The organism is Streptococcus sp. SP1, from assembly GCF_030440005.1.
Classification (GTDB): domain Bacteria; phylum Bacillota; class Bacilli; order Lactobacillales; family Streptococcaceae; genus Streptococcus; species Streptococcus parasanguinis.
In genome coordinates, this window is record NZ_JAQFJJ010000006.1 from 82,888 (window position 1) to 107,265 (window position 24,378).

20 protein-coding genes are annotated in these 24,378 nt (G+C 42.2%); 4 read left to right on the top strand and 16 right to left on the bottom strand.

The window, feature by feature from the left end; all coding sequences use genetic code 11:
- Positions 1-321: 321 nt before the first annotated feature.
- The 3 genes from PCY07_RS04595 to ccpA all read right to left on the bottom strand — a co-directional run bounded on the left by PCY07_RS04595 (position 322) and on the right by ccpA (position 3,790).
- Complete coding sequence (locus PCY07_RS04595; protein WP_301355475.1) at positions 322-1,644, bottom strand: glycosyltransferase family 4 protein; 1,323 nt, start codon at positions 1,642-1,644, stop codon at positions 322-324.
- 1 nt (position 1,645) lies between these two features.
- The gene (locus PCY07_RS04600; protein WP_301355477.1) at positions 1,646-2,644 is read right to left on the bottom strand and encodes a glycosyltransferase family 4 protein; all 999 of its coding nucleotides are present in this window, start codon (positions 2,642-2,644) and stop codon (positions 1,646-1,648) included.
- Positions 2,645-2,785: 141 nt separating this feature from the next.
- The gene (gene ccpA, locus PCY07_RS04605; protein ID WP_041818325.1) at positions 2,786-3,790 is read right to left on the bottom strand and encodes a catabolite control protein A; all 1,005 of its coding nucleotides are present in this window, start codon (positions 3,788-3,790) and stop codon (positions 2,786-2,788) included.
- A gap of 160 nt (positions 3,791-3,950) precedes the next feature.
- Here ccpA and PCY07_RS04610 point away from each other — a divergent pair, with 160 nt between their 5' ends.
- Positions 3,951-5,033, top strand: coding sequence for a Xaa-Pro peptidase family protein (locus PCY07_RS04610; RefSeq protein ID WP_003015591.1), 1,083 nt, complete (start codon positions 3,951-3,953; stop codon positions 5,031-5,033).
- A gap of 645 nt (positions 5,034-5,678) precedes the next feature.
- A complete protein-coding gene (locus tag PCY07_RS04615) occupies positions 5,679-7,451 on the top strand; it encodes an LPXTG cell wall anchor domain-containing protein (RefSeq protein ID WP_301355480.1) in 1,773 nt (590 codons plus the stop codon).
- Between the two features lie 246 nt (positions 7,452-7,697).
- On the opposite strand, the gene PCY07_RS04620 is transcribed toward PCY07_RS04615, so the two are convergent.
- The 4 genes from PCY07_RS04620 to PCY07_RS04635 form a co-directional block, all read right to left on the bottom strand.
- Positions 7,698-8,147: an Rrf2 family transcriptional regulator gene (locus tag PCY07_RS04620; protein ID WP_070506739.1), complete on the bottom strand. Its 450-nt coding sequence runs from the start codon at positions 8,145-8,147 to the stop codon at positions 7,698-7,700.
- A 112-nt stretch (positions 8,148-8,259) separates the two neighbouring features.
- Positions 8,260-9,102, bottom strand: a complete 843-nt coding sequence (locus PCY07_RS04625; RefSeq protein WP_014713664.1) for a metallophosphoesterase family protein — start codon at positions 9,100-9,102, stop codon at positions 8,260-8,262.
- 448 nt (positions 9,103-9,550) lie between these two features.
- Entirely contained in the window at positions 9,551-12,274 is a 2,724-nt protein-coding gene (locus PCY07_RS04630) for an ABC transporter permease (protein ID WP_156671910.1), read from the bottom strand.
- Positions 12,275-12,287: 13 nt separating this feature from the next.
- A complete protein-coding gene (locus tag PCY07_RS04635; RefSeq protein ID WP_049498629.1) occupies positions 12,288-12,989 on the bottom strand; it encodes an ABC transporter ATP-binding protein in 702 nt (233 codons plus the stop codon).
- A 166-nt stretch (positions 12,990-13,155) separates the two neighbouring features.
- Between PCY07_RS04635 and PCY07_RS04640 the strand changes: the two genes are divergently transcribed.
- Both PCY07_RS04640 and PCY07_RS04645 read left to right on the top strand, forming a co-directional pair.
- Positions 13,156-14,502: an Nramp family divalent metal transporter gene (locus PCY07_RS04640; protein ID WP_003014625.1), complete on the top strand. Its 1,347-nt coding sequence runs from the start codon at positions 13,156-13,158 to the stop codon at positions 14,500-14,502.
- A gap of 342 nt (positions 14,503-14,844) precedes the next feature.
- Positions 14,845-15,387, top strand: coding sequence for a TetR/AcrR family transcriptional regulator (locus PCY07_RS04645; RefSeq protein ID WP_003014599.1), 543 nt, complete (start codon positions 14,845-14,847; stop codon positions 15,385-15,387).
- A 155-nt stretch (positions 15,388-15,542) separates the two neighbouring features.
- Here the strand turns inward: PCY07_RS04645 and tehB are convergent, their stop codons facing one another.
- The 9 genes from tehB to mutM all read right to left on the bottom strand — a co-directional run bounded on the left by tehB (position 15,543) and on the right by mutM (position 24,373).
- Positions 15,543-16,403: an SAM-dependent methyltransferase TehB gene (tehB, locus tag PCY07_RS04650; protein WP_301355484.1), complete on the bottom strand. Its 861-nt coding sequence runs from the start codon at positions 16,401-16,403 to the stop codon at positions 15,543-15,545.
- Between the two features lie 119 nt (positions 16,404-16,522).
- Positions 16,523-18,256, bottom strand: a complete 1,734-nt coding sequence (locus tag PCY07_RS04655) for a C69 family dipeptidase (RefSeq protein ID WP_301355486.1) — start codon at positions 18,254-18,256, stop codon at positions 16,523-16,525.
- A gap of 175 nt (positions 18,257-18,431) precedes the next feature.
- The gene (gene smpB / locus PCY07_RS04660) at positions 18,432-18,899 is read right to left on the bottom strand and encodes an SsrA-binding protein SmpB (RefSeq protein ID WP_009731435.1); all 468 of its coding nucleotides are present in this window, start codon (positions 18,897-18,899) and stop codon (positions 18,432-18,434) included.
- Positions 18,862-21,222, bottom strand: a complete 2,361-nt coding sequence (gene rnr, locus PCY07_RS04665) for a ribonuclease R (protein WP_301355487.1) — start codon at positions 21,220-21,222, stop codon at positions 18,862-18,864. The genes smpB and rnr overlap by 38 nt, the downstream gene beginning before the upstream one ends.
- 99 nt (positions 21,223-21,321) lie before the next feature.
- Positions 21,322-21,555: a preprotein translocase subunit SecG gene (gene secG / locus PCY07_RS04670; RefSeq protein WP_003014596.1), complete on the bottom strand. Its 234-nt coding sequence runs from the start codon at positions 21,553-21,555 to the stop codon at positions 21,322-21,324.
- A 41-nt stretch (positions 21,556-21,596) separates the two neighbouring features.
- Positions 21,597-21,746, bottom strand: coding sequence for a 50S ribosomal protein L33 (gene rpmG, locus PCY07_RS04675; protein WP_003014605.1), 150 nt, complete (start codon positions 21,744-21,746; stop codon positions 21,597-21,599).
- Entirely contained in the window at positions 21,736-22,935 is a 1,200-nt protein-coding gene (locus tag PCY07_RS04680; RefSeq protein WP_301355503.1) for a multidrug efflux MFS transporter, read from the bottom strand. Before PCY07_RS04680 ends, rpmG begins: the two co-directional genes overlap by 11 nt.
- 16 nt (positions 22,936-22,951) lie before the next feature.
- Positions 22,952-23,548: a dephospho-CoA kinase gene (gene coaE, locus PCY07_RS04685; RefSeq protein WP_049488904.1), complete on the bottom strand. Its 597-nt coding sequence runs from the start codon at positions 23,546-23,548 to the stop codon at positions 22,952-22,954.
- Positions 23,549-24,373 carry a DNA-formamidopyrimidine glycosylase gene (mutM, locus tag PCY07_RS04690; protein ID WP_301355488.1) on the bottom strand — a complete coding sequence of 275 codons (825 nt, stop codon included), beginning with the start codon at positions 24,371-24,373 and terminating at the stop codon, positions 23,549-23,551.
- Positions 24,374-24,378 lie beyond the last annotated feature (5 nt).

The following is a 24,378-nucleotide window of genomic DNA, read 5'->3' on the forward strand; positions in this document are numbered from 1 at the left end:
TTTAGTAGCTAAATGGGTGGGAGGTATCTTTCGTCTCTTCTTTAGATTTCTTCATTAAGAAATCAAAAAAGCGACCTCCTCGAAAGGACGTCGCAACGTGGTTCCACCTTCATTTATGTTCCTCAAAAAAGAGGGACACCTCTGATTGGCTCTAACGTAGCCACCGTTTTATGTTTGCATAAAAGAATCACGAGTAGTCCCAAACCTATCCTCTACGCGATTTCCAGCCCCACGCGCTCTCTATCAGATTTCCTAGATTTGATATGTCTCTGTCAGTTATTATAGCACGATTGAAAAATTTTGCAAGAAAAAGTTTCGTTTTCAATCAAAGAAATGCGTGATTTTACGGATTTTCTTCACTTGTTTGACCGAAGCCTTCATCATCTTCACAGATCCATTGACCGGAAGAGCAATCACCTTGGTCGGGATTTTCACAATGGTCTTAGACATCCGCTTAACCCGACTTTGCTCAGGATTCAAATCATTTGAAAAGTCTTTCGAGATGATTTTATCCAGGTAAAATTCGTAGACCCGACGGCCAAAAGTTGCTGCAGAAATATCATCAATCTTTTCTGCCCACTTGGTCTCATCGATTGCAGGCATCTCATCAATCGCTTCAAGAATCGCTTGTGCCAGATCGCTTTCCTCATAAAAGAGCTTTCCAAACATAGGATCATCAATCACATGATCGAGATAAGGATTGCCATGAGCGATGATCGGGGTACCACTCGCAATACTCTCTAAATAAGTCAACCCTTGCGTCTCACTCGTTGAAGCTGAAATAAAGAAGTCAGCCACTTTATAGTAGAGAGCTGTCTCATTTGGCTGGATCATCCCCGTAAAGACAACCGCATCTGAAATTCCCAGTTTCGTCGCCTGTTTTTTCAAATCATCCAAATAAGGACCATCTCCAGCAACGATCAACTTAACTTTTTGATTGACCTTGAGGACATCAGGAAGGGCCGCAATAACAGCCTGAATATTCTTTTCATAAGAAACCCGCGAAAGGCTCAATAAGAGCGTTTCATCTTCTGCGACTTCATATTTTTCACGAAGAGCAGCTGTCTCTATCGGAGTGATTTCTGGTCGGTCAAACTTAGCCAAATCAATCCCTGTCGGAATAATGCGTTTTTCTGCCTTGACCTTGTATTTTTGGAGCAAGTCATAAACGATCTCACTAGGACAGATCACTCCATCCAGATCATTCATATAACTTCTCACAATGTATTTGACCATACTTGGGCGAATGACCATACCTCTTGCAATATAGCGGACATAGTCCTCATACTGGGTATGATAGGTATGAATGACTGGAATCCGCAACTCACGTCCAATCCACACTCCCAAAAGGCCCAGTGAAAACTCAGTCTGGGTATGGATAATATCCAGCTGGTATTGCTTGGCAATAGCAAGCGCCTTTGAGAATCCACGATAAGCAACGCGGCGGTCCTTAAAGGCGAAGAAAGGCACACTTGGAATCCGAATGATCTGCCAATCTTCATAGCGGTTGACATCTTTATCCGTTGTCGTAAAGATAAAGACCGTGTGACCCAATTTTTCCAATTCTGTTTTGAGCGTCCGAATGCTGGTCGCCACTCCCGAAACTTGCGGGAAATAGGTATCTGTAAATAATCCTACACGCATCTTACATCTCCAAAACTGTTTGATAGGCTTCGACCAGTTGATGAGCCACTAAGTCGATCGAACGACTTTCAGCGACCTTGTAGCCCGCCTCCCGCTTGTCTACTTGTCCGTTCAAGACCTTGTTCAAGGAATCCACAAATTCGTCTACATTGTGGCACAATTCAGATGACGTCTCGTCAATCCAGCCATTGTATACTGGAATATCCCGCAAGACCGTGTGCTGATGACTGGCCAAGGCTTCCAAAACAACGATTCCTTCTGTTTCTTCATAAGATGGGAAGAAGAAAGCATCTGAACCCGTCATAGCCCCTTGGAAGACCGCTCCCTTGAAGTAGCCAGGGAATTCCACATTACTAGGATGATCCTTTTCCACGATACGACGAATCTTACGCGGAATGATCCATTTGTTGATCGAACCTAGCCAAATAAAGCGCACATCCGGCATGCGACGAGCCACTTCTACGAAATCTTCAATTCCTTTACGTCTAAAATAAAGCCCTGCACAGATGACAACCTTTTGACCTTCTTGGATTTTAAAATGCTTGCGAAAGACTTCTTCTTTTTTCGGATCCTTCTTGTATTTTTCCAAATCAATCCCATTGGAGACCGCAATAATCGGTGTAGTCACCCCATAAGACTGAATCAGGTGTTTGGAATACTCAGATGGCGTGATCACATAGTCTGCCTTTTGATACATGTGAGCCAAATACTTTCCAAACAAGGGTGCAAAAAAGTTAGACCCGATAAAGGAATTTTCAAAATCCTCACGGGTTGAATGGCCATGCATAATGACTTTCTTTCCACGACGCTTTGCTGCATGGAGCAAAAGAAAACTCCGTGGGCCATAGGTATTGATATGCACCACATCATAGTCCCCTAAAATATCTGTCGTATACGGAATCCCAGCCAAATCAAGCGCATGCATTTGATGCTGCAAGGCTCGACCAATTCCTGATTTTTGTAATACGGATTTTCCTTCTAAATACAGTAAAACTTTCATACCTCCTATTATACCGAAATAAAGAGTGCCCAGCAAGTTTCTACCTGTTTGTAGTATAAAAAAGAAGCCAGAACCTATCTGTTCTGGCTTCCCAGACTAGTAGACACGTCTTCCCAAGTCGAGACTCTAGTCTACTAATCCTTATTTTTTGGTCGTTCCACGTTGGTTGATCGTATGAGACAACAGTACTTCGCGTTCTTCCAACTCTTCTTTGTGCATGATCTTGGTCAACATGCGCATACTGATCGCACCAAGGTCATACAAAGGTTGTCCAATTGTTGATAGATTTGGACGCGTATATCGGGTTACTTGTGAATCATCACTAGTAATAATTTCGAAATCTTCTGGTACTCTGATACCGTGATCAGACAAGCCGTTCAAGAGACCTGCAGCCAATTCATCACCTGTCACAAAAGCAGCTGTTGCTTTTGACGCAATGATTCGTTCTGCCAAGTTGTAACCTTCATCGTAACGGTACTTGGATTCAAACACAAGCCCTTCGCTATAGCTCAATTTTTTTGCTTTCAAAGCTTCCTTATAGCCTGACAAACGAATTTTTCCATTGATATCATCCACCAATGGGCCACTTACAAAAGCAATTTTCTTGTTGTGTTTTGCCAACTGTGTAACAGCATCAACGGTCGCTTGCTTGTAGTCGATATTGACACTTGGTAATTGGTGTTCAACATCCACGGTCCCAGCAAGGACAACTGGCGTCCGAGAGCGTGAAAATTCTGAGCGAATTTTTTCAGTCAAGTGATAACCCATGAAAATGATCCCATCCACTTGTTTTGAAAAAAGGTTGTTTACCACTGAAACTTCTTTGTCATCGTCTTCATCGCTATTTGCAAGAACAATGTTGTACTTGTACATTTCTGCAATATCATCAATCCCTTTAGCCAATGTAGAGAAATAACTATTGGTAATATTTGGAATAACAACACCTACTGTTGTTGTTTTCTTGCTGGCAAGACCACGTGCAACGGCGTTTGGACGGTAATCTAAACGTTCGATCACTTCCAGAACTTTTTTTCGTGTATTTTCTTTAACATTTTTATTTCCATTTACTACACGACTAACGGTTGCCATTGAAACCCCTGCTTCACGGGCGACATCATAAATCGTTACTGTATCGTCTGTATTCATAAGATTTCCTTTCATTGTTGAAAATTTCGTTTTCACTCTCTAATTAATCTTATTTTATCACTTATTGTAAACACTTTCAAGCATTTTGGCAAAATTTTGTAAACTCTTGCTTTTTTATGGAAAATTTGACAAAATAGATCCATAGAAAGAAGGTAGCATTATGTCTAAATTAGATCAAATCGTCGATTTTCTTGAAACTGAAAAAACAGATGTCGCTGTTGTGTCCGATCCTGTCACGATCAATTACTTGACTGGATTTTACAGTGATCCCCACGAACGTCAACTCTTTTTGTTCGTTTACACAGACCACGAACCACTTCTTTTCGTTCCTGCCCTTGAAGTGGAACGGGCGACTGCAGTTGTCGATTTCCAAGTGGTTGGCTATGTAGATTCTGAAAACCCTTGGGAAAAGATTAAAGGAGCTATCGCAAAACCAGATGCCAAAACCGTTGCACTTGAATATGATAACTTGATCCTTACAAAATACAATGGCTTGCGCACTGTCTTTGAAAAAGCAACATTTACCAACTTGACGCCACGGATTAATCGGATGCGCTTGATCAAATCAGCTGATGAGATCCAAAAAATGTTAGTGGCTGGTCAATATGCAGATAAAGCTGTCAATATGGGATTCGACGCCATCTCACTGGATAAAACAGAAACTGATATCGTAGCAGAAATCGACTTTGGTATCAAACGCTTGGGTTATGAAATGAGCTTTGAAACCATGGTCTTGACTGGAAATAATGCAGCTAACCCACACGGAATTCCTGGAAGCAACAAAGTCGAAAACGATGCTCTCTTGCTCTTTGACCTTGGCTGTATGGTGAATGGTTATGCGTCAGATATGACTCGTACCGTTGCTGTTGGAAAACCTGATGATTTCAAAAAAGAAATCTACCACTTGACGTTAGAAGCTCAACAAGCAGCCATTGACATGATCAAACCAGGTGTAACAGCACATGACGTAGACCGTGCTGCTCGGAGTGTCATCGAAAAAGCTGGTTATGGTGAATACTTCAACCACCGCCTCGGACACGGTATCGGAATGGACGTGCATGAATTCCCTTCTATTATGGAAGGAAATGATATGGTGCTTGAAGAAGGAATGTGCTTCTCAGTCGAACCAGGAATCTATATTCCAGGTAAAGTCGGTGTCCGTATCGAAGATTGTGGGTATGTCACAAAAGACGGATTTGGACTCTTCACAGAAACCAGCAAAGACTTACTTTACTTCGACTAATCCTTTTGCAATCAACTAGAAAAAAATCAGGTCACTAAAGTGTACTGACCCAAAAAATTAGACAAATCATTTAAGAAAAGAGGCTGGGACAAAAGTCCTAGCCTCTTTTCAATATAATCAAAAAAGATAGTATAAGACTTTATTGAAACGTGAATCTTATAGCCTTCTTTCAAAAGAGGTCATATAACCTCTTTGAAAGAACTTAGAAATAAAAAATTATCTTATTTAAATAAGATAACCTCTATGAACTGCAAAAAAGCACACCCTATTTGAACCTCGTCCCTAGAATCTTCCATTGCCATCATATGTTCTTCCTATTTCCTGAAAAATCGATGAATCATCCATAGAACATCTTTAGGTCCTTCTTTATGAATGATGCCTTAGTCAGTTTTTCTTGCATAGAAATCCATCCATATCCTCCTTACTTCTTCTTTAACAAGATGCTTCGGAATTCACAACTTAATTTTTTTATTGAATAGCTCAGTCACTTTCTAATTTTTTTCTTTTTGTACAGGAAAAACAGCTATTATACTATAAATAATTGATTGTAAATCAACCGATTTTAGTTTATAATGCAGATGAAAAGTTTAACAAATTTCTATTTTTATAATGGAAATTTTGATTACATTTAGGAGACCTCATCATATGAAAAAATTAACGAAATTAGGTATCGCATCGATTTCCGTATTTGTATTAAATACTTATACTCATACGATTGTGAAAGCTGATGAGAATAGGAGTTCAGATACTTCTGTAACAGTAGAGTTATCAACAACTCAAGCAAATGCACCACAGGGAGAACATTCTATCGTAACGAACAATGGTTCTTCAAGCGCTGAGGACAATGTTCCCTCTAGTGATGAAGACTATACTCTAGCTACAACCACTTCGGAAACTACTAGGAGTACAGCGACTCCTCCAAAAAGTAATATCGTAAACGAAGATGGATATGTCAATATTGAGGGACATCCCGCAGCTTTAACAGATGATGGTGAAAGTGTTGTCTATTCTTATACAGTTGCGTTTAAAGGGATGCATTCTAGTGATCGTGGGCAAACAGTTCGCGATATCAGACTCCGCATTCCAGACATTCCAGGCGCTAAAGTTGATTTCACACTGATTGGAACACGAGATGCCAATGAAAATCCTGTTCCCGTCAATGTACCAATGAAAGTCATTCTTCCTGATGAAATTGTTTCGGATTCTGACACTGATCCTACTACTACCCTTAATTCAGATTCCTCAGTTGTTCCAACTGCAGAAGAATTAAGAGCAGGTAAAAAACCGGCAATTGTCAATATGGATGCAAATGAAAATGGTTATCCTGGAGAACACCTTTATCCAGGAGACGGAATCGTTCATTTATATGGAATTAGCTCTAAAACCCTTAAAAGTACTGCTTTTCGTGTAGCTATCACACTTCCATTAAAAGAGGCAAAGAAAATCAAATACTTACCGATTGATGCCCGTTTTGCATGGAAATGTAGCCAAGAAGGTGGGATAGCCAGTTATGAAGAAGGCTGTCAGAGTTTAGAAGAATATAAATCTAATCAGGTTTATTTTGCTGATGAGGATGGTAATCTAAGTTATGGTGGGTTGGGCAATCCTACCCTAGTGGATGAAAGTTACGTACAGGATGGTCATCTCATCAAGTCCGTTGCAAGTCCAAATACCTACATTACACCTAATAATGGGGACTGGACCAAAATTCCAAATGACACCAATATTGATCCCAATACTTTCTTTAACTATGTGGAAATATTTACATTAAAGAATAATCCATCGGTTACGTATTATGCATCTGAAACAGAAGATATGGCTGATCAAGACGTATCTGCTTTTTACCAAGGAAACGTTCTGATCGACTATGTGATCAAAGGATCTAACCAATCCATCAAACCTACATATACTGATACTGCCATGACTTCTATCTATGGATTGGATGGTAGACTTAAAAACTACAACACAACAGAAAATAATCTCGAACGCCCAGACTATATTATTTTTAATGGACAAAAATATCTTCTAGTAGGGATTTCATCCTCATCTGCACCAGAGATTGGTCCTATGAAAGAGGGGACGCTCCATGTAGTATACGAATATGTGAAGGAAGCTTCTAATCCTGTTACTCCCGTAACACCAACTCCAACACCCGTTTCACCAATAGTCCCTGAACCAGTTCAACCAAGCCAAAAAGAAGTTAAAAAAGAAATTAAAAAAGAAAATCCGCTCTCTCACGAAGGAACTGTAGAGCCTCAACCATCTCAGAATTCTGTTACTAAATCAGTAATGGATTTAGAGCAAGTAGGATTGCCAAAAACCGGAGATTCTAGTAGCAATGTATTCTTTAGCTTCTTGGGTGCCTTAACAGGTTTCCTTGGATTCTCCCTCATCAAAAAAAGAAATAGTGAAAGATAATAGAAAATTCTAAGCCGTTCACCTGTCTGGAAGCTGGCAAATTCTAATAAGAGGTTATTTTGAACCCTCGCAAATCTTTACTCTCTACTTATTGATCGTAGCAGTCTATTTTCTCTTTAACTTTGCTCTCTCTAGTTTTTCTCACCACTTATCCAAAAAGTGGGCAAAAGCTATAGACTAATAGAGGTTCAAGTTCCGATCTCAGCAAAAAAGATCGAAGAAGGTTACACTTCTTCGATCTTTTTCTTATGAAACGGATTCGAGATTCATTCTTTTCTGCGTATCTTCCACGACGTCTTTTAAAGTGATTTGGGCCATTTCTTTTTCCATAGCAGTCTGAATGTCCTCAAGCTTCCCATCTAAAACATTGTGGATATTGTGGCCAATCGGGCAGGCAGGATTCGGATTGTCATGAAAACCAAATAATTGACCTGTCGAACCTAAGCATTCTACCGCTTGATAGATATCCAGCAGGCTGATCTCATCGGCTGCTTGTGCGAGCTCAGCTCCGCCTGTCCCACGCGCTACATGGATCAATCCTGCTTTCTTCAACTGAGACAAGGTCTTTCGAATAATAACAGGGTTCACGCCGACACTTCCTGCCAAAAAATCACTGGTTACTTTTGTTTTTTCTCCTTGTAGAGCAATCATGATCAAGACATGAGTCCCAATGGTAAAGCGACTCGAAATTTGCATAACTTCACTCCTTTCTACCCGTTTTTGAAGGTAGAGTCTATTGAACAACCGTCAAGGAACGACTTCCGTTATTCCTATTATACTCTTTTTAGTTGTAATGTCAACAGTTACACTATTGAAAGAAGTCCTCTAACCAAGCATCGATTTCTCGATCATGACCTTCTCTCTGCTCAATCTCATGAAGAAGCTCATGATTGTGGGTATGATGAATGCCATTGACCAAACTTTCATAATACACTTGGTAATAAGGAAGATGGAGGTCTTTTGCGAGTTGCAGTTCTTTTTGGACATCATAATCCACCCGTCTAAAATCTACATCTTTTAGCCCCATTTGATCAAATTCAAGAATAGCATACATGGCCCGAAGGTCCTTGCGAAGATTCTTTTCCAGAAAGAAAGGCTGACCGATCGAGCCAGGATTGATGATCAGTTCTCCGCCTGTCCCGTAACGGAAAAACTGTTGGTGAATGTGTCCGTAGACTGCAATATCACAAGACGGGTTTGTCACCAAGCGGTCAAAATCCTTCTGGTCACCAATGTGAATCAATTCGCGACCCCAATTCTTATCGGGTAAGTGGTGGGTAATACCGATCTTTAAACCTGCGATTTCTCTATGGACCTGCATGGGCATTTCCTGCATGACTTCAATTTCCTGGGGTGTGATTTCTTCCAGAATATATTGACACTGGCGCATGAGGTAGCGATGGCTGGGTCTGGTCTCATCCAACATCCCCCTCATAGCCCGCCAAAGACTATCTTCCCAGTTTCCAAGGACTTTCACCGTAATAGGAAGCTCCTCTAACAGCTCCAAAAGAGCGCGTCTGCCTGTTCCAGGCATCAAACTATCTCCCAAGAGCCAATATTCATCCACCTTGGCTTTTCGACTATCCTCTAGGACAGCTTCCAAAGCTGTCGTATTTCCATGAATATCTGAAAGTAAAGCAATTTTAGTCATGATCTTCTCCTACTCTCCATTATAACAAAGAGAAGAAAAACTTCCACCCTGAGGTGAAAATTTTATGAGAACTCTATCTGCTCGAAATGAAAAATAAGGCTAGAGGACTCATTTTGTTGCTATCAGCTACGGACTTTGTATCTTAGTGAATTGCGACAGGATGAGGGAGGATCGATACTATCCTCCCGAAGAGTTAGTAATTCATGTAGGCAAGCCACCATAGTGCTTGCGGTTACACAAATTGAACACGCCCTAAATGCTGTGTGAAAAACGCAAACTGTAATAGTACTAACTTCAAAAGCACAGTAGCTGATTGGATTTTTCTCTCGCTTTAAGAGCTCGGAAAAATCCTAATCAGCCTTGTGGGGGCAAAACAACGAAGTATTCTATACAACAGTGCTTCTGTCCCGCTCCCTATTTTCACCTTGCATTTTACGGGCTTTGTATCTTAGTCTACTGATTTGAGGGCTTCGAGCATATCTACTTTTCGGAGATAATGGTTAACATAAATTCCTAACAGGACCAAAAGAAGGATCAGTCCTCCAACAGGAAAGAGGAAAACACCAAGTCCCACTTTAGGGTAAAAGAGAATGGCATCTGGTGCAATCATGGCAATAAGAAATTGATGAAGATAATAGCCACCCACTAACCCCATGAGGATCCCTATGATAGACAATAATATGGTTTCGCGGTAAATATAGAGCGTTACTTCCTTATTATGGAATCCCAAGACCTTAATAGTCGATAATTCCCGGATTCGCTCTGCCACATTGATATTGGTTAAATTATACAAGATCACGATGGCTAGTAAGATCGATACAACTACTAGAATCATCATAGTGGTGTCCAAAGATTTGGCAACTGAATTAAAGAGGGAAATCATCGAAGCGTTCTGACTAACCGCCTTCACAGCTGCAAGTGCCATCATGTCCCGACTGACAGTCTGCACTTTTCGTGTAGAAGGATTTCTCAACTGCACCAAATAGCTATTTGCTGAAGTCCGCTTTCCGTAGATTTTTTGGTAACTTGCCTGATCCATATAGACAAAATGGCCGACATAATTTTCAGTGATCCTTGCTACCTTAAAAGAGTGGCCATCTAAGGTCAGTCGATCACCGACTGTAACCCCTGCTAGTTGCGCTAGCTTACTACTGATGATGACCCCTTTCTTTAGAGACAAAGACTCTTCCTGCTTAAGAGACCGTAAGCTTACAAAGGGAGAAAAATCTGTACGGTCCGTTACCATCATCGTAATGGTCTGCTTGTCGTGTCCATTTTTTAAAGAAGCTTCAATAACCTTACTATAGATGGCTCGATAATCCTTGATGTCTGATTTTGCCAGACGATTGGTTAGTTCTTTGCTTTCTTGGCTTGATGCATTCGTTTTTGTGGCCACAACCACGTCATAAGATAGGATCTCTTGAAATTGGCGTTTGGGAACACCTCCTACAGAAGATTGAATTCCTAGCCCTGCAAAGAGGAGAGCAACAGAACCTGCCACTCCAAAAATGGTCATCAGCATCCGTTGTTTGTAACGAAAGAGATTACGAGCAGTGACCTTGTGGGTGAAACTCAGACGCTTCCAAACAAAATGGAGACGCTCCAGAAAAATTTTCGAACCGGATACCGGTGGTTTGGGCAGTAATAAAAGATTGGCTTCTTCTTTTAATTCCTTGCGAGAAACCCAGTAAGCCGGAAGCACACTCGCGACGAAAGACAGTCCGAGAGCAATCAGAGTCATATCCCCATAAAAATACTCTCTGCTCTCTCCAATAACCATCCCTTGCGTAATAATATTGGAAATGATCCCCGATAGGAAATAATGACCCAGCAAGCTTCCTAGAAGAGTACCAATCGTCCCTGCAAAGAATCCATAGAGAACAAATTTGAGAATGATGTCCTTGGTACGATAGCCCAGCGCCTTAAAAATACCTGCATTAGTCCGCTCTTCATCGACAAAACGGGTCATCGTGGTAAAGGTCACCATGGCTGCTACCAGATAAAGAACGACTGGAAAAATATTTCCGACAGCAGAGATACTGCTACTAGCATTGCTATACATCAGGTAACCTTGTCCGCCTGGCATGGTCTTGCGATTATAAACATGATAAGTTGGAATTTCCAGCTGATCTCGCTCGGTTTGGGCTTTTTTTAGCTCCTCCTCTTTTTTTGCAAGCTCCGTTTCACCTGCAGTCCAGTCCTTCTTTTTCTGATCCAGTTGTTCTTTGGCTTGATGGACCTTTTCTTGACTGGCTAGGTGCTCTTTAGCTGGCAGGAATGGGGCTAGTTTCTTGAACTGGGCCTCCTGCAAATCTAATTGCTTTTGAGCCTGATCAATCTGACTCTTGGCTAACTGGAGTGTTTCCTTGGCACGATTGAGTTCTTTCTGGCCTTTTTGAATCTGTCCATCAGCCTCCTGTTTGAGTCTTTGATAGCGAGCCCTTCCATTGTCTTTCAAAAGTATTTCTAACTCTTCTTGATGAGCTTTGAGCCGTTTTTGGTAGACTTGCGAAAAAGAATCCAAAGATCGCAGATCATCAAACTGGATCCGCGCTATCACAGGAAGTTTAGTCGTAAAGACCTCTTTTGAAACCAGAGCATAGGCATCCAGATTCCCACTGCCACTCATGGCAGTGCCTAAATTCTTTTGAGACCACATCTCAGAAGATTGAACAAAACCAACAATGGTGAATTGCTTTCGCTTTAAACTAGAGCGAGTTCCAGCCTTTTCTTCAAGTGTGAGGGTATCCCCTATCTGATAGCGATCCTCCAAAAAACTAGCTAGAGCGAGTTCCTCTTCTTTCTTTGGTAGGCGACCCTTGGTCACACGAAAAGAAGAAAGGCTCTTTGGGGCAGAAAAAAGTCGAATTGCCTCTCCTGTTCCTTTCACTGTCAGATCTAGCAGTGAACCAAATTCGATACGCGCCCCTTTGACTCCTAAAAGCTCCTCTTGGTCTACCTGGTCTAATCCCAAGTCCCCCATGACAGCAAGATCTAGCATCTTTTGTTGCTGAATAAACTGGTTAGCCGTTCGGTGCATATTTGGAGTAGTCACCTTTAAGCCTACCAAGGCCAAGCTTCCCAACAACATCAAGGTTAAGATGGAGAGAAAGCGTCCTTTTGAATGTGTAAAAGAACCAAATAGATCCTTCCAATAGACTTTTCGTTTCATGCTACCACCTCTTCTAATACTCTAGTGTAGCAATATCTTGAGGAAGCTCATTGATTTCTACCGACTTGACCTTGGCATCATGCATGCGAATCACACGGTCTGCAATCGGAGCTAGAGCAGCATTATGGGTTACGATGATGACCGTCGCTCCTTTTTTTCGAGACATATCCTGTAAAATCCCCAATACTTGCTTACCCGTCTGGTAATCCAAGGCTCCCGTAGGCTCATCGCAAAGGAGAATTTTAGGGTTTTTCGCCACTGCCCGAGCGATCGCCACCCGTTGTTGTTCTCCGCCTGACAATTGGGCAGGAAAATTATCAAGACGATTGCCAAGTCCTACTTCTCTTAAAACGGCTTCCGGATCCAAGGCATCAGAGACGATTTCTGAAGCCAATTCGACATTTTCCTTGGCTGTCAGATTGGCTACTAAATTATAAAATTGAAAGACAAAGCCAACGTCATCTCGTCGATAATTGGTTCGTTGATGAGAATTTAGCTTTGCAATATCCACCCCATCAATCAGAACCTGACCCTCGTCATTGGTGTCCATCCCTCCTAAGATATTGAGAACCGTTGATTTTCCAGCTCCTGAAGCCCCTAAAATAATGACCAACTCGCCTTTTTCAATCTCAAAGGAAACATCCCGGTTAGCGAAAATTTCTGTCTCTCCACTCGTATAGCGCTTGTAACAATGCTGCATTTCGATGTAGGGCATTTTCTCTTTCCTCCCTCTACTTCCTAACTATATTATAATCCTTTTTCGATAGATTACAATGGAATCGAGGTAGTAGAAAACAAGGTAATCCCAAATCATGAACTATTATAAATTTTATGCTATAATTAGAGACAAATTTGATTTATTCTTAGAAAGAAGGCTCATCGTGAGTTTACAACAGTTTGAAAGGAAATCACTTCAAGAAATCAACCAATCTATTGACGTACCAAAAGGCATCCCTTTTTGGAAGACCCTCCTGCTCTTTTCAGGACCAGGAAGTCTAGTAGCTGTCGGCTATATGGATCCGGGAAACTGGATTACTAGTGTCGTCGGAGGGGCCCAATACCGTTACCTACTCTTATCAGTGGTTCTTCTCTCCTCTTTAATCGCCATGCAGTTGCAACAAATGGCTGGTAAACTAGGAATTGTCCATCGTAAGGACCTGGCCCAAACAACCGCCCATCACTTGCCAAAATGGCTTCGCTATACCCTTTGGATTGTGATCGAGCTTGCCCTGATGGCGACAGATTTAGCAGAAGTCATCGGATCAGGGATTGCCCTCCACCTTCTTTTTGGCTGGCCCTTGCTTTTTTCCATTCTGATCACCATCTTTGATGTCTTCCTCTTATTGGGGCTCATGCATCTAGGATTTCGAAAGATCGAGGCCATCGTTTCAACCTTGATCCTCACGATCCTTGCAATTTTCGGCTATCTGGTTTTCCTATCGAAACCAGATATCGGGGGAATCTTTGCTGGATTCCTGCCTCAAAAAGAAGTACTGGGAATTGGTCTTCCAAAAGGAAATGAAGCCTTGACCTTGGCACTTGGAATCATCGGGGCAACCGTAATGCCCCACAATCTCTATCTCCACTCTTCCATTTCGCAAACGCGAAAAGTTGATTACAAGGATCCAGCAGATATCAAACGGGCAGTGCGCTTTATGACCTGGGATTCAAATATTGAATTGAGTTTGGCTTTCGTCGTCAACTCCCTCCTCTTGATTCTTGGAGCGGCCCTCTTCTTTGGTCATGGAGATAAAATCGGTGCTTTCTCTAGCATGTACAATGCCCTCAAGGACAACCATATTGCCGGTGCTATCGCTAGTCCCTTCTTATCCACCCTCTTTGCCATCGCATTGTTAGCCAGTGGTCAAAATTCAACCATTACTGGGACCTTAACCGGTCAAATCGTTATGGAAGGTTTCTTACGATTCCGCTTACCACAATGGGTCGTTCGTCTCATGACTCGGATCATTGCCCTTCTTCCTGTCATCGTCGTTGCAATTTTATTCGGTGACCAAGAACATGTCCTCGATGACCTTCTGGTTTATTCTCAAGTCTTCCTATCAGCGGCTCTTCCTTTTTCTATCTTCCCTTTGGTTTATTTTACTTCCAACAAAGAAATCATGGGAGAGCATGTCAATGCGAAGTGGAATACTTTCTTAGGCTACCTCGTTGCCATAATCTTAACTATCTTAAATTTCAATTTGATTGTGACAACTTTTATCAAATAAAGAAACCAGCACTTTTTTCGTGCTGGTTTTCTTTTAAAATCTTGCTTATGATTTCCATCAACCCACTATTTTCCCCAAAATTTCCTGATTAAATTTTAAAGAGGGAATATTTTTAAATATCCATTTTTTATGAAAAAAACTGCTATTGCTCTCATCGCCCGTCTTTCTTAACTTTGTGAAAATTGAAGCCATTTTTTTTTTTTAGAAAAATCGATTGAGTTGTCCATTTTTTTTTTTTAGAGTATAATGCTTATTGTTGGTTAGGTAAAGTTATTTAAACAGTAAAATATTTTACTCAACAAATTAATGTTAATATATGCAAATTGAAATAGAAGGAATCTTATGGCAAGACAAAGACAAACAACAACAAAGATTGACTTAAGAAATGCACTTTCACAGCTACTATTACAGCAAAATTTTGAAAGCATCACTATTCGTGAATTGACAGAAAAAGCTGGGATTAATCGAGGTACCTTCTACTTGCACTATGTCGACAAATACGATATGTTTGAACAAATGAAAACAGAATTAGTGCAAGAATTGGATAGTCTTTTTGTTGAAGGAAGCCCAGTAAAAGTTAATTTTCTCAACGTTTTGACAAGGATTAAAGAAAATTACGATTTTATCTATGCTCTTTCACAATCTAGTTACTTAGACTTCCGTAAATTTGTTAGAGGCTTTACACTTCATGCATTAGATGATACCCCTAATGCTAAGGAGCACATCATTGCAGATTTCCAGGTTCCTTACAAGTATGGTCTAGAAATTTTCATAGCTACGATTGAATCTGTTATTGTGACCTGGCTAGAATCGGGTGCAAAAGAAGATCCAATTGAAATCGCAACTATTATTCTCAGCATTTCTGATTTCACGAGCTGGAACTAAGTCTCCTGAACCTTCCCCATCATGTACTGACCCCAAAAGTTAGAGTTATTGTATCTAACTTTTGAGTCACAGTTCATAATGGCGGGAAGGTTTTTCGTTTACAGAAAAAAACTGGATAATTTTTCTTTCAAACTCTTTATCCAGCTCCTAATTTCTTATTTTTTCTTTGCCAACATGGTTGCAAATCGAAGTTGAATTCGATTTCCATTCTCATCTCGCCGATGGAGGTGGCCTGGATTTTCATTGTATTTGACCAATTCCCAATCCTTGTAATACTCCGCCAATTCTCCTTCTTTAAAGGTAAACGAGAAGGGCATCTGACAAGGATAATCTTCTGTATCCATGGCACAGACAATGAGATTGTAGCCACCTGGGTTGGTATGCTCTTGCATATTGCGAATGATCGCTGGGATCCGCTCTGCCTCTAAAAACATAAGGACCACAGTTGACACGATGAAATCATAGTTTTGGGTGAGTGCAGCAGCATTGATATCATAAAGTCCTACTGGCATGTCCATATCTTCCTCAGCGACAATACTTTGTAAGATCTCAAGAGCCAATTCATTTTGATCTACTGCTGTCACATCAAAGCCATGTTGGGCCAAAAAGAGAGCATTGCGTCCTTGCCCACATCCTAGATCCAGCGCCTTTCCAGCTGGGACAATATCCACTGCTTCTAGCACCTCTGAATGGACAGGGTTGGTATTGTACTTTTTAGGAAAATAGTCTTTTGGCTCACAGTAAAATTCCAAGTACCACTCCACATCATCAGTCGCTGCTTCGACACGGTGCCAGGCCTGGGGCTCGGCCATGGGGTTCTCTGCTCCTGCTTCAAAAAGGTGGCTCGCGATTTCTTCCCCCTCTTCGGTCAATTCAATAAATCTTAACTGACCTTTTAGAACCGTAATCTTCCCCCAGGTTCCTACCTTGGTATTGTGCTTTCTTTGAAGAGCTTCTGGCATGGTATCCTTGGTCCAGATAGGCATGCGTTTGTAAGCGATCAATTTTTGTGTCATGCTGCTTCTCCTTTTTCTTTCAGTACCCTTATCATACAGAAAAAAGACCTTTTTTACAAGTTGGAAAAAGAGGCCTCGCTTTCTAGCGGAACCTCCTTGTTAGGATCTATTCATCCTCTTTATTTTTTTGATTTCTTATAAAAGAATCCAGCTAAACTAAATCCACAAACGGCCAATATTCCAAGAAGTACTGAGAAGACTACACTTGAATCTTGAGTCTGGCTAGCCTTTTTAGGAGTATCTCCTAGAGCTTCCTGACAAGTTTCTGGCTTCTTGTCTGAACTACCTTTTTCAGCAGCAGCCATTAAGTTCGCTTTATTATAGCCATCATAGACAAAGTCAGCTTCCAAGCCCTTTTCTTCACGGATCTTATCTTCCATTTCCTTTTCAGTGGCCTTGATTTGTTTGAAGATTATATCCGCACGGTCCATGGATTCCTTGGTGACTTCACCTTGAAGGGCTTTGGCTTGCTCATCTGTAAGACCACTGTATTTTTGATCCAAAGCAGCTTGTTCCTTGATCCAGCCGGCTTCCATTTCTTTCCATTTATCTTGGATACTGGTACCAAAGAGGTCTGGATATTTCATGACCATTTGGTCGATATGCCAAACAGCCCAATACCATGAAGTTGGATCATACTTAGCAGAGCGGACTTTAAAGGCACCATAGGTGTCATTGACCAAGCCATAGAATGGAACATACGGAGTATTGCGACTTTGGGCGAGCCCTAACCAAACGATTCCACCAAATGGACTTGGCAAGTCTTTCTTGATTTGATAGACATGGGCATCAATAACATTTTCATTTCCCAAAGCATACTTGTATTTCTTGGTATCGACTTTTTTACCTGGTTCGGCCAAATCATCTGCTGTAAATTGTTTGAGGTGTTCAAAACGGTTCCGTTGTTCTGCAAAGACATCTTCTAGACTATACTTTTTAGAAGGATCCGTTGGTTTACGAAGTAGATCAAAGTGTTGATCATCATATTTGACATCCGCTTTTGGATCCATTAGGGTAATCCCTGCATAGGTCCGTGAGCGGTTGCGTTCCGTGTATTCATCCGGACCATAAGAATCCGCAATATGGAACTTGCCATCCTTATCCGTCTTATAGTGATCTGCTTTCTTAGCTACTGCTTCTACATCTTTTGAAGCAATGACATTGTCCTTGTCCTTGAGATCCACATGTCCCAGATAGTAGGTATTGGCAAAAATAGCATAGCGGTCTTGTGGGAATTTAATGGCAACATATTGGTGACCTGAGAGGATTTCCATGTACCAGAGCTCATTTTTATCTGCTACGACAATAATATTCCCTTCAGCAGAACCTTTTTCATCCAGAGTCTTGGCAACGATTTCGATTCCTTCTCGAGCAGTTTTTGCACGAGGCAAGACCAAGTCGATCATGGAAGCTTCTGGTAGGCCATCTTTGACCAAAGGATCGGCTTTCAAAATTTTGTCATGAGGAGTCGCTGATACCGTCGCTGTCATCGACACGCCCACTTCATTAAAACCATGAGCTCCGAAGTTTCCGTTGCTACCATCACCACGCGCAGCATCATAGGTCGCTGTGTACTTCATTTCATGAGTCAAATGTGGATAGGCAAAGCCATTGGACTCATCTTCAATCTTATCCCCTTCCTTGTAGTCTTTTGCTGGAACTACAACAAAGTTTTGATTGTGGCGCCCGCCATCTGGTGCATAGGGATAGTCCTCTGTACGACCGTAAAGCATAGAGCCATCCGTGGTTAAGTCCTTCCCTACAATAAAGGCCGAACAAGCTTGTGCCACCTGCACAGGAAAGAGAGCGATCAGCATGAGCCCAAACAGTAGTTTGAATAGGATTTTCTTCATAGTCTTTCTCCTTGTTGACTACAAAAGAGACTAGAAAAACTTTCAAGCCTAAGAAAAACAACTATACCAACACCTTAATTTTAGTATATAATATAAGTAATTATTTTGCAAGCGATTACAATTAAAAACCATAAAAAAACAGTTCTGAAACAAGTTTCAGAATTGCCTTTTTAGTTTAACGTGTATTGTATTGTTTCATGACCCGTGCGATATCCCGGTTTTGTTCCCGACGTTTGATGGATTCACGCTTGTCATAATCATGTTTCCCTTTGGCAAGCCCCAAAAGCAATTTGGCATAACCGTCTTTAAGATAGACTTTCAATGGCACCAAGGTCATCCCAGTTCCTTTGGTTTCTTGGTCCAGCTTTTGGATTTGCTTTTTGTGAAGCAGGAGCTTGCGGCGACGGTCTGGATCTTGGTTCCAGATATTGCCTTCCTCATAAGGGGCAATATGGACATTACTGAGCCAAACTTCTCCATTTTTAACTTGTGCAAAACCATCTTTCAAGTTAATGCGTGCTGCACGGACACTTTTGATCTCTGTACCTGTCAGCACCATCCCTGCTTCTATTGTATCCACGATGGTGTAGTCATGTCTCGCCTTTTTATTTTGTGCGACTACCTTTCCTTCGCCCTTTGCCATGGTTGGCTCCTTTCTTTGCTACTTCCTTGTAAAATGGTTTCTTCCCTTTTTTCTTTTTGGATTTAGATGAAGAATCTTTCCGTTTGTCATCTTTTCTAGCAGTCGAACCCTTAGAAACTTTTTTGTCTTTGCGTCTGCGATCCCTGCGATTGCCATCTCGGTCACGTCCTTTGGCCTTGAGGCCTTTTTCGACGACATCCCATTCACTTGGAATATAAGAGAAATCAATCTCTCCGGTCATCTTGTCAGCTCTTTCGACCTTGATCCGGATTTGCTGACCAACACGGAAAGTCACTCCCGATTTCTCCCCGCGAAGGGTTAGATCCCGTTCGTTAAAATGGTAGAATTCAGGAAGATTAGTAATATGGATCAAGCCTTCGACCGTATTGGGCAACTCCACAAAGAGGCCAAATTTCACTACACTGGAAACCACAGCATCGTACTCTTCCCCAACATAGTCTTCCATGTATTCGGCCTTTTTCATAGCCTCAACTTCGCGCTCGGCGTCAATAGCCCGGCGCTCTCGACTAGAGGATTGGCTGGCAATGTCTGGAAGGACTTGTTCAAAGTGTTCTGCCACTTCTTGGGATTTACCGTATTCACGCACCATTCGATGAACCATCAGGTCCGGATACCGGCGAATGGGACTAGTAAAGTGGGTATAATACTCCGCAGCGAGCCCATAGTGGCCATGGTTGTGCTCTGAGTAACGGGCCTGTTGCATCGAGCGCAACAACATCATAGAAAGGACATCTGCATAAGGTTCTCCTTCAACCTTGCGCATAATTTCTTGCAGGGCTTCTTGGCTCATGTCACTAGCCGTTCCGTAGATTTGGATCCCAAAGCTAGAAGCATAATCGATAAACTTCTGTACTTTTTCTGCCTTTGGATCTTCGTGGATCCGGTAGATGAACGGCAGTTTCATTCGTGTAAAGTGCTCCGCCACTGTCTCATTGGCAATCAGCATAAAGGACTCAATCATCCGCTCGGCAATCCCTCTTTGACGGAGGACAATGTCGACCGGTTTTCCTTCTTTATTGACTAGGATTTTAGCCTCATTGGTATCAAAATTGAGGGCTCCTCGGCGAATCCGCATGCTTTCTAGAATACCATGCAGGGTGGCCATTTGATGAATACTTGGGACAATTTTCTTAAACTCTTGAGCCTTTTCTTCGTCGTCTGCTAAGATATCATTGACGTCACTATAGGTCATTCGGAAGGTCGTATTGATCACCGTTTGGGTAATGGTGTGCTTGACAACCTTTCCATGGGGATCAATCTCCATGATGGCAGACTGGGTCAGGCGGTCCACATTCGGATTCAAAGAACAGATCCCATTGGACAAGCGTTCTGGAAGCATGGGTACTACTCGGTCGGTCACATAGACAGAGGTCGCACGATTTAGAGCTTCCTTGTCGAGTGCTGAACCTTCTGTAACATAATAAGAAACATCTGCGATGTGAACACCCAGCTCAAAATTGCCGTTCTTGAGTAGCTTGATATGGACCGCATCGTCCAAGTCTTTGGCATCTGCCCCATCAATCGTAAAGGTAATCTCCTCTCGCAGATCCAATCGTCCCTCTAAATCCTTTTCAGATGGTACATCTGGAACCTGCTCAGCCTCTTTCAACACTTCTTCTGGAAATTCTGAGACAATGTCCATGGATTCTAGCACTTCTAAAACATCGATTCCTGGATCTGTTACATGACCGACCACATCCCGCACAGTTGCCACAAAATAATTGTGCTTGCGGCTCGGGTATTGATCAATTTCGACCTTGAGGATTTCGGTCCCTTCCAATTGGATGGCTGGCTTTTTCACATAGATCAGCTGGCTGATTTTTTGATTTTTCGAACGAATGTAGCCGGCATATTTAGGCTTTTCCTCATCCAGAACAATTTGTCCAACTACCGTTCTGACACTATGTTCCAAGACATCAATAATCTTAGCTTCCGCTGCCGTTCCTTTGTTTCGGTCTGCCACCTTGCTAATGACGATCTCAACGGTGTCACCATCGATAGCATGATTGACATCATTTCGGCCAACAAAGAGATCCTCTTCTTCGCCCTCTAAACTGACAAAACCAAAGCCATTTTTATGGGCATGAAAGATCCCCTTGAGGGTAATGGCTGGGGCCTTCTTTTGAGCCAAACGAAGAGAGCCATCATCTTCGAATTTCAACTCATGACGGCGTTCCATCAGAGAGATGGTTTTGACCAAGTCACGGAAATCCTTAGACCCTTCTTTTCCTAGAGCTGCTGCCAGATCATTGATCTGGGCTTTGTCATGCTCTTGTAAATATTCTTTAATACTTGTTTTCATGAATGTATTTGCTGGTTATCCAGCCTCCTTTTTTCTATCTAGTTGTGTCATCATCGTTTTGCAAAATAAAAATAGGCAAAGACATTGTCTGAGCCTATCTTATTTACTAGAAAGTACCATTAAGATCATCGCAATCAATAACCAAGTAAAGACCATAACTGCCGTCAAACGCTGCATAACGGCTTCGAACCCACGCGCTTTTGAACGTTCAAACAAGTCATTTGAGCTAGCGTCAAAGACGTTGCTCGATTGGTTTTTAGTTGGTTGCATAAAAATTGCGATAATAATCAATACTGATAATACTAGTAAAATAGTTGTTAATGCTCCGCTCATATTCAAAACTCCTTAAAATCCTTACTATTATACCACGAAAATCATTTGGATTCAATATGTAAGGTTACTTTTCTTTCCTTAGGACAATACTTCAAGACCTCGATCTTTTCAGGATGGGTTTTGGTATTTTTACTGGTCAAATAATTCTGACTCCCACAGCTGGAGCAGGTCAGTTGAACTTTAATTCGCACGTACGTCTCTCACTTTCAAATACTTTCTAAATAAGAATAAGAGGAAAATCAAATCGGTAAAGGCCAAGAGGGCTGTGCCGTAAAAAACCCAATGATAGCCAAAATGCATGAAAATACTCGATCCCATCATTGGCCCTAACACGCCACCTAAATAATAAAAGAGCTGGTTATAGCTAAAGATCCGAGAAATCCCTTCAGGAGGGGTTAAACGATTCAATAATGCAGAAACTCCTGGTAGTAGGGCTCCAGTCCCGATCCCAAAGAGGAAGCGTAAAATTCCTAATTGAAGGGGTGTTTGTGCTTGGGCACAAAGGATATAGAGACATCCACTATAAAGAAGGGCGATTAATAAAAGCCGGTGATTCCCGATTCGGTCTCCGAGTTTTCCCATCCAACCTGAAAAGAGCATACTGGAGACTCCCATAGCCGAAACAATCATCCCTGATACGAAGATCAGGTTATCTCTTTGTCCCAAAGCCCGCACATAAAGAGGCAGGATCGGAGAAATAGATTGAGCGATCATTTGAATGGTCATGCTGGTCAAAAAGAGGCCCAAGAGGATATCTTTTTGCTGAATGGACATGAGCAACTGCCAACTGGATTTTTGTTCTTCTTTTGGAAGGGGCTCATAGTCTTCCTCAATGCCCCATAAGGTCAAGAGGGAAACCAAAAATAAGAAGAAGCCGACCAAGAGAAAGACATTGCGCATGCCTAGATTTTCAGCAATCAGTCCTCCAATCAAAGGTCCCATCAAGGTGCCTGCTACAACACCGGTTGACAAAGTCCCCAAGGCATAACCGGATTGGTCCTTTGATACTTGACTGGCAATCAAGGCTGTACTATTAGGGACAAAGCCTGAAAAGACACCGTTGAGAAAGCGCAAAACCAAGAGCCAAAAGACGGATGGCACAAAGGCGATCCCTCCCATGGTCAGAGTCATAGCAATAGAAGCCCTGAGCATCATGGGTTTTCGACCATAGCGGTCGGCCAGGCTCCCCCAGATGGGAGACATGATCGCAGAGGTCACAGAAGAACTCGCAACAGCAATGCCTGCATAAAAGGGAACAGCCTTGCCCGTAACGCCCAACTCTTCTACAAAGAGGGCCATAAAAGGCACAACTAACGAAAGGCTAGCTCCGATGAAAAAGCACCCGATCCAGGCAATATATAGATTTTTACGCCAATTGATTTCTCTTGTGATAAAATCATCTTCTTTCTAATTGTTGTAGGGCTGCATCTAATTGGGCGTAGAGGGCCGTTAGATCGCCATTATTGTCTAAGACCAGATCTGCATGTGCTCTTTTTTCATCTAGCGGCATTTGAGCAGCGATGCGTTCTTGGGCCTGCAGTTCTGATAAGTGGTTGCGTTCCATTAGGCGCTTAAGCTGGGTTTCTTTTGATACAGCTACCAACCAGACAGATTCAAACCACCCTTCATAGTGCTGCTCGATTAAGAGAGGAATATCCATAAAAAAGAGATCGGATTGTGCAGCTTGTCTGTCTCTTACCTCAGCTAGAGCCTCACGAATGAGTCTGCCTTGGACGCGGTTGGACCAGTCTCTTTCACTAGGGTCTGAAAAGATCCGCTGACCCAAAGCTAGGCGATCCAGCTCTCCTTCTTTGGTAAGGATCTCTTTTCCAAAATGATCCACTAGGACACGGTAGAGTTCTCCACCTGGTGCCTGCAAATCATGAACCACTTGATCCGCATCAATGACAGGATACCCTTTTTCTCTCAGATAGGAGGTCACAGTGGACTTTCCTGAAGCAATCCCTCCTGTTAATCCGATGATTCTCGCCATCTAGTTCTCCTTTTGGCAGTGGGGGCAAAAATGGGTTCCGCGTCCCCCGAGCTGGATTTTCTCGATCGGTGTCCCGCAGCGCAAACAAGGCTGGCCTGTTTTCCCATAGACCTGGTGTTCTTCCTGCATGGTACCATCTTCTCCAAAAGCATTGCTGTAGGAGCGAATGGTGGAGCCACCCTTTTCAACAGCCTGAGCAAGCACAGCAATCGTTTCTTTGCGGATTGCTGTGGCTTCTCTAGCAGTCAGGCTTTGACCCAAACGGGCTGGATGAACCTTGGCTCGATAGAGAACCTCATCTACATAGATATTGCCCAGACCAGCCACTAATTTTTGGTCCAAAAGGGCTGATTTAATGGGTTTCTTTGATTTTTTAAGAGCTGCTTGGAAGGCTGGCGCTTTAAAATCCGCTTCTGTCGGCTCTGGACCAATTTTTTTCGCCAAAAAATAGCTGTCGACAAGCTCAGGTATGATGACTTCCATGGTCCCAAACTTGCGGACATCTTCATAGACCAGGGTGCTGCCATCTGTAAAATGAAAGAAGACATGGGCGTGCTTGCGAAGAGGGACTTCGTCTGGATAAAAGAAATACTTGCCTTCCATCCGCAAATGCGAGATGAGGACCAGATCCGTCAGATAAAACAAGAGATATTTCCCACGGCGCCCCATGGCCCGAATTTCTTGCCCCGGAAGATCTTGACGAAAAGCATCCCGATCCGTCTGAATCATCTTTAGATACTTTACTTCCACGGACTGGATGGTTTTTCCAAGAATTAATTTCTCAAGACCTCGTCGAACGGTCTCTACTTCTGGTAATTCAGGCATAGAAC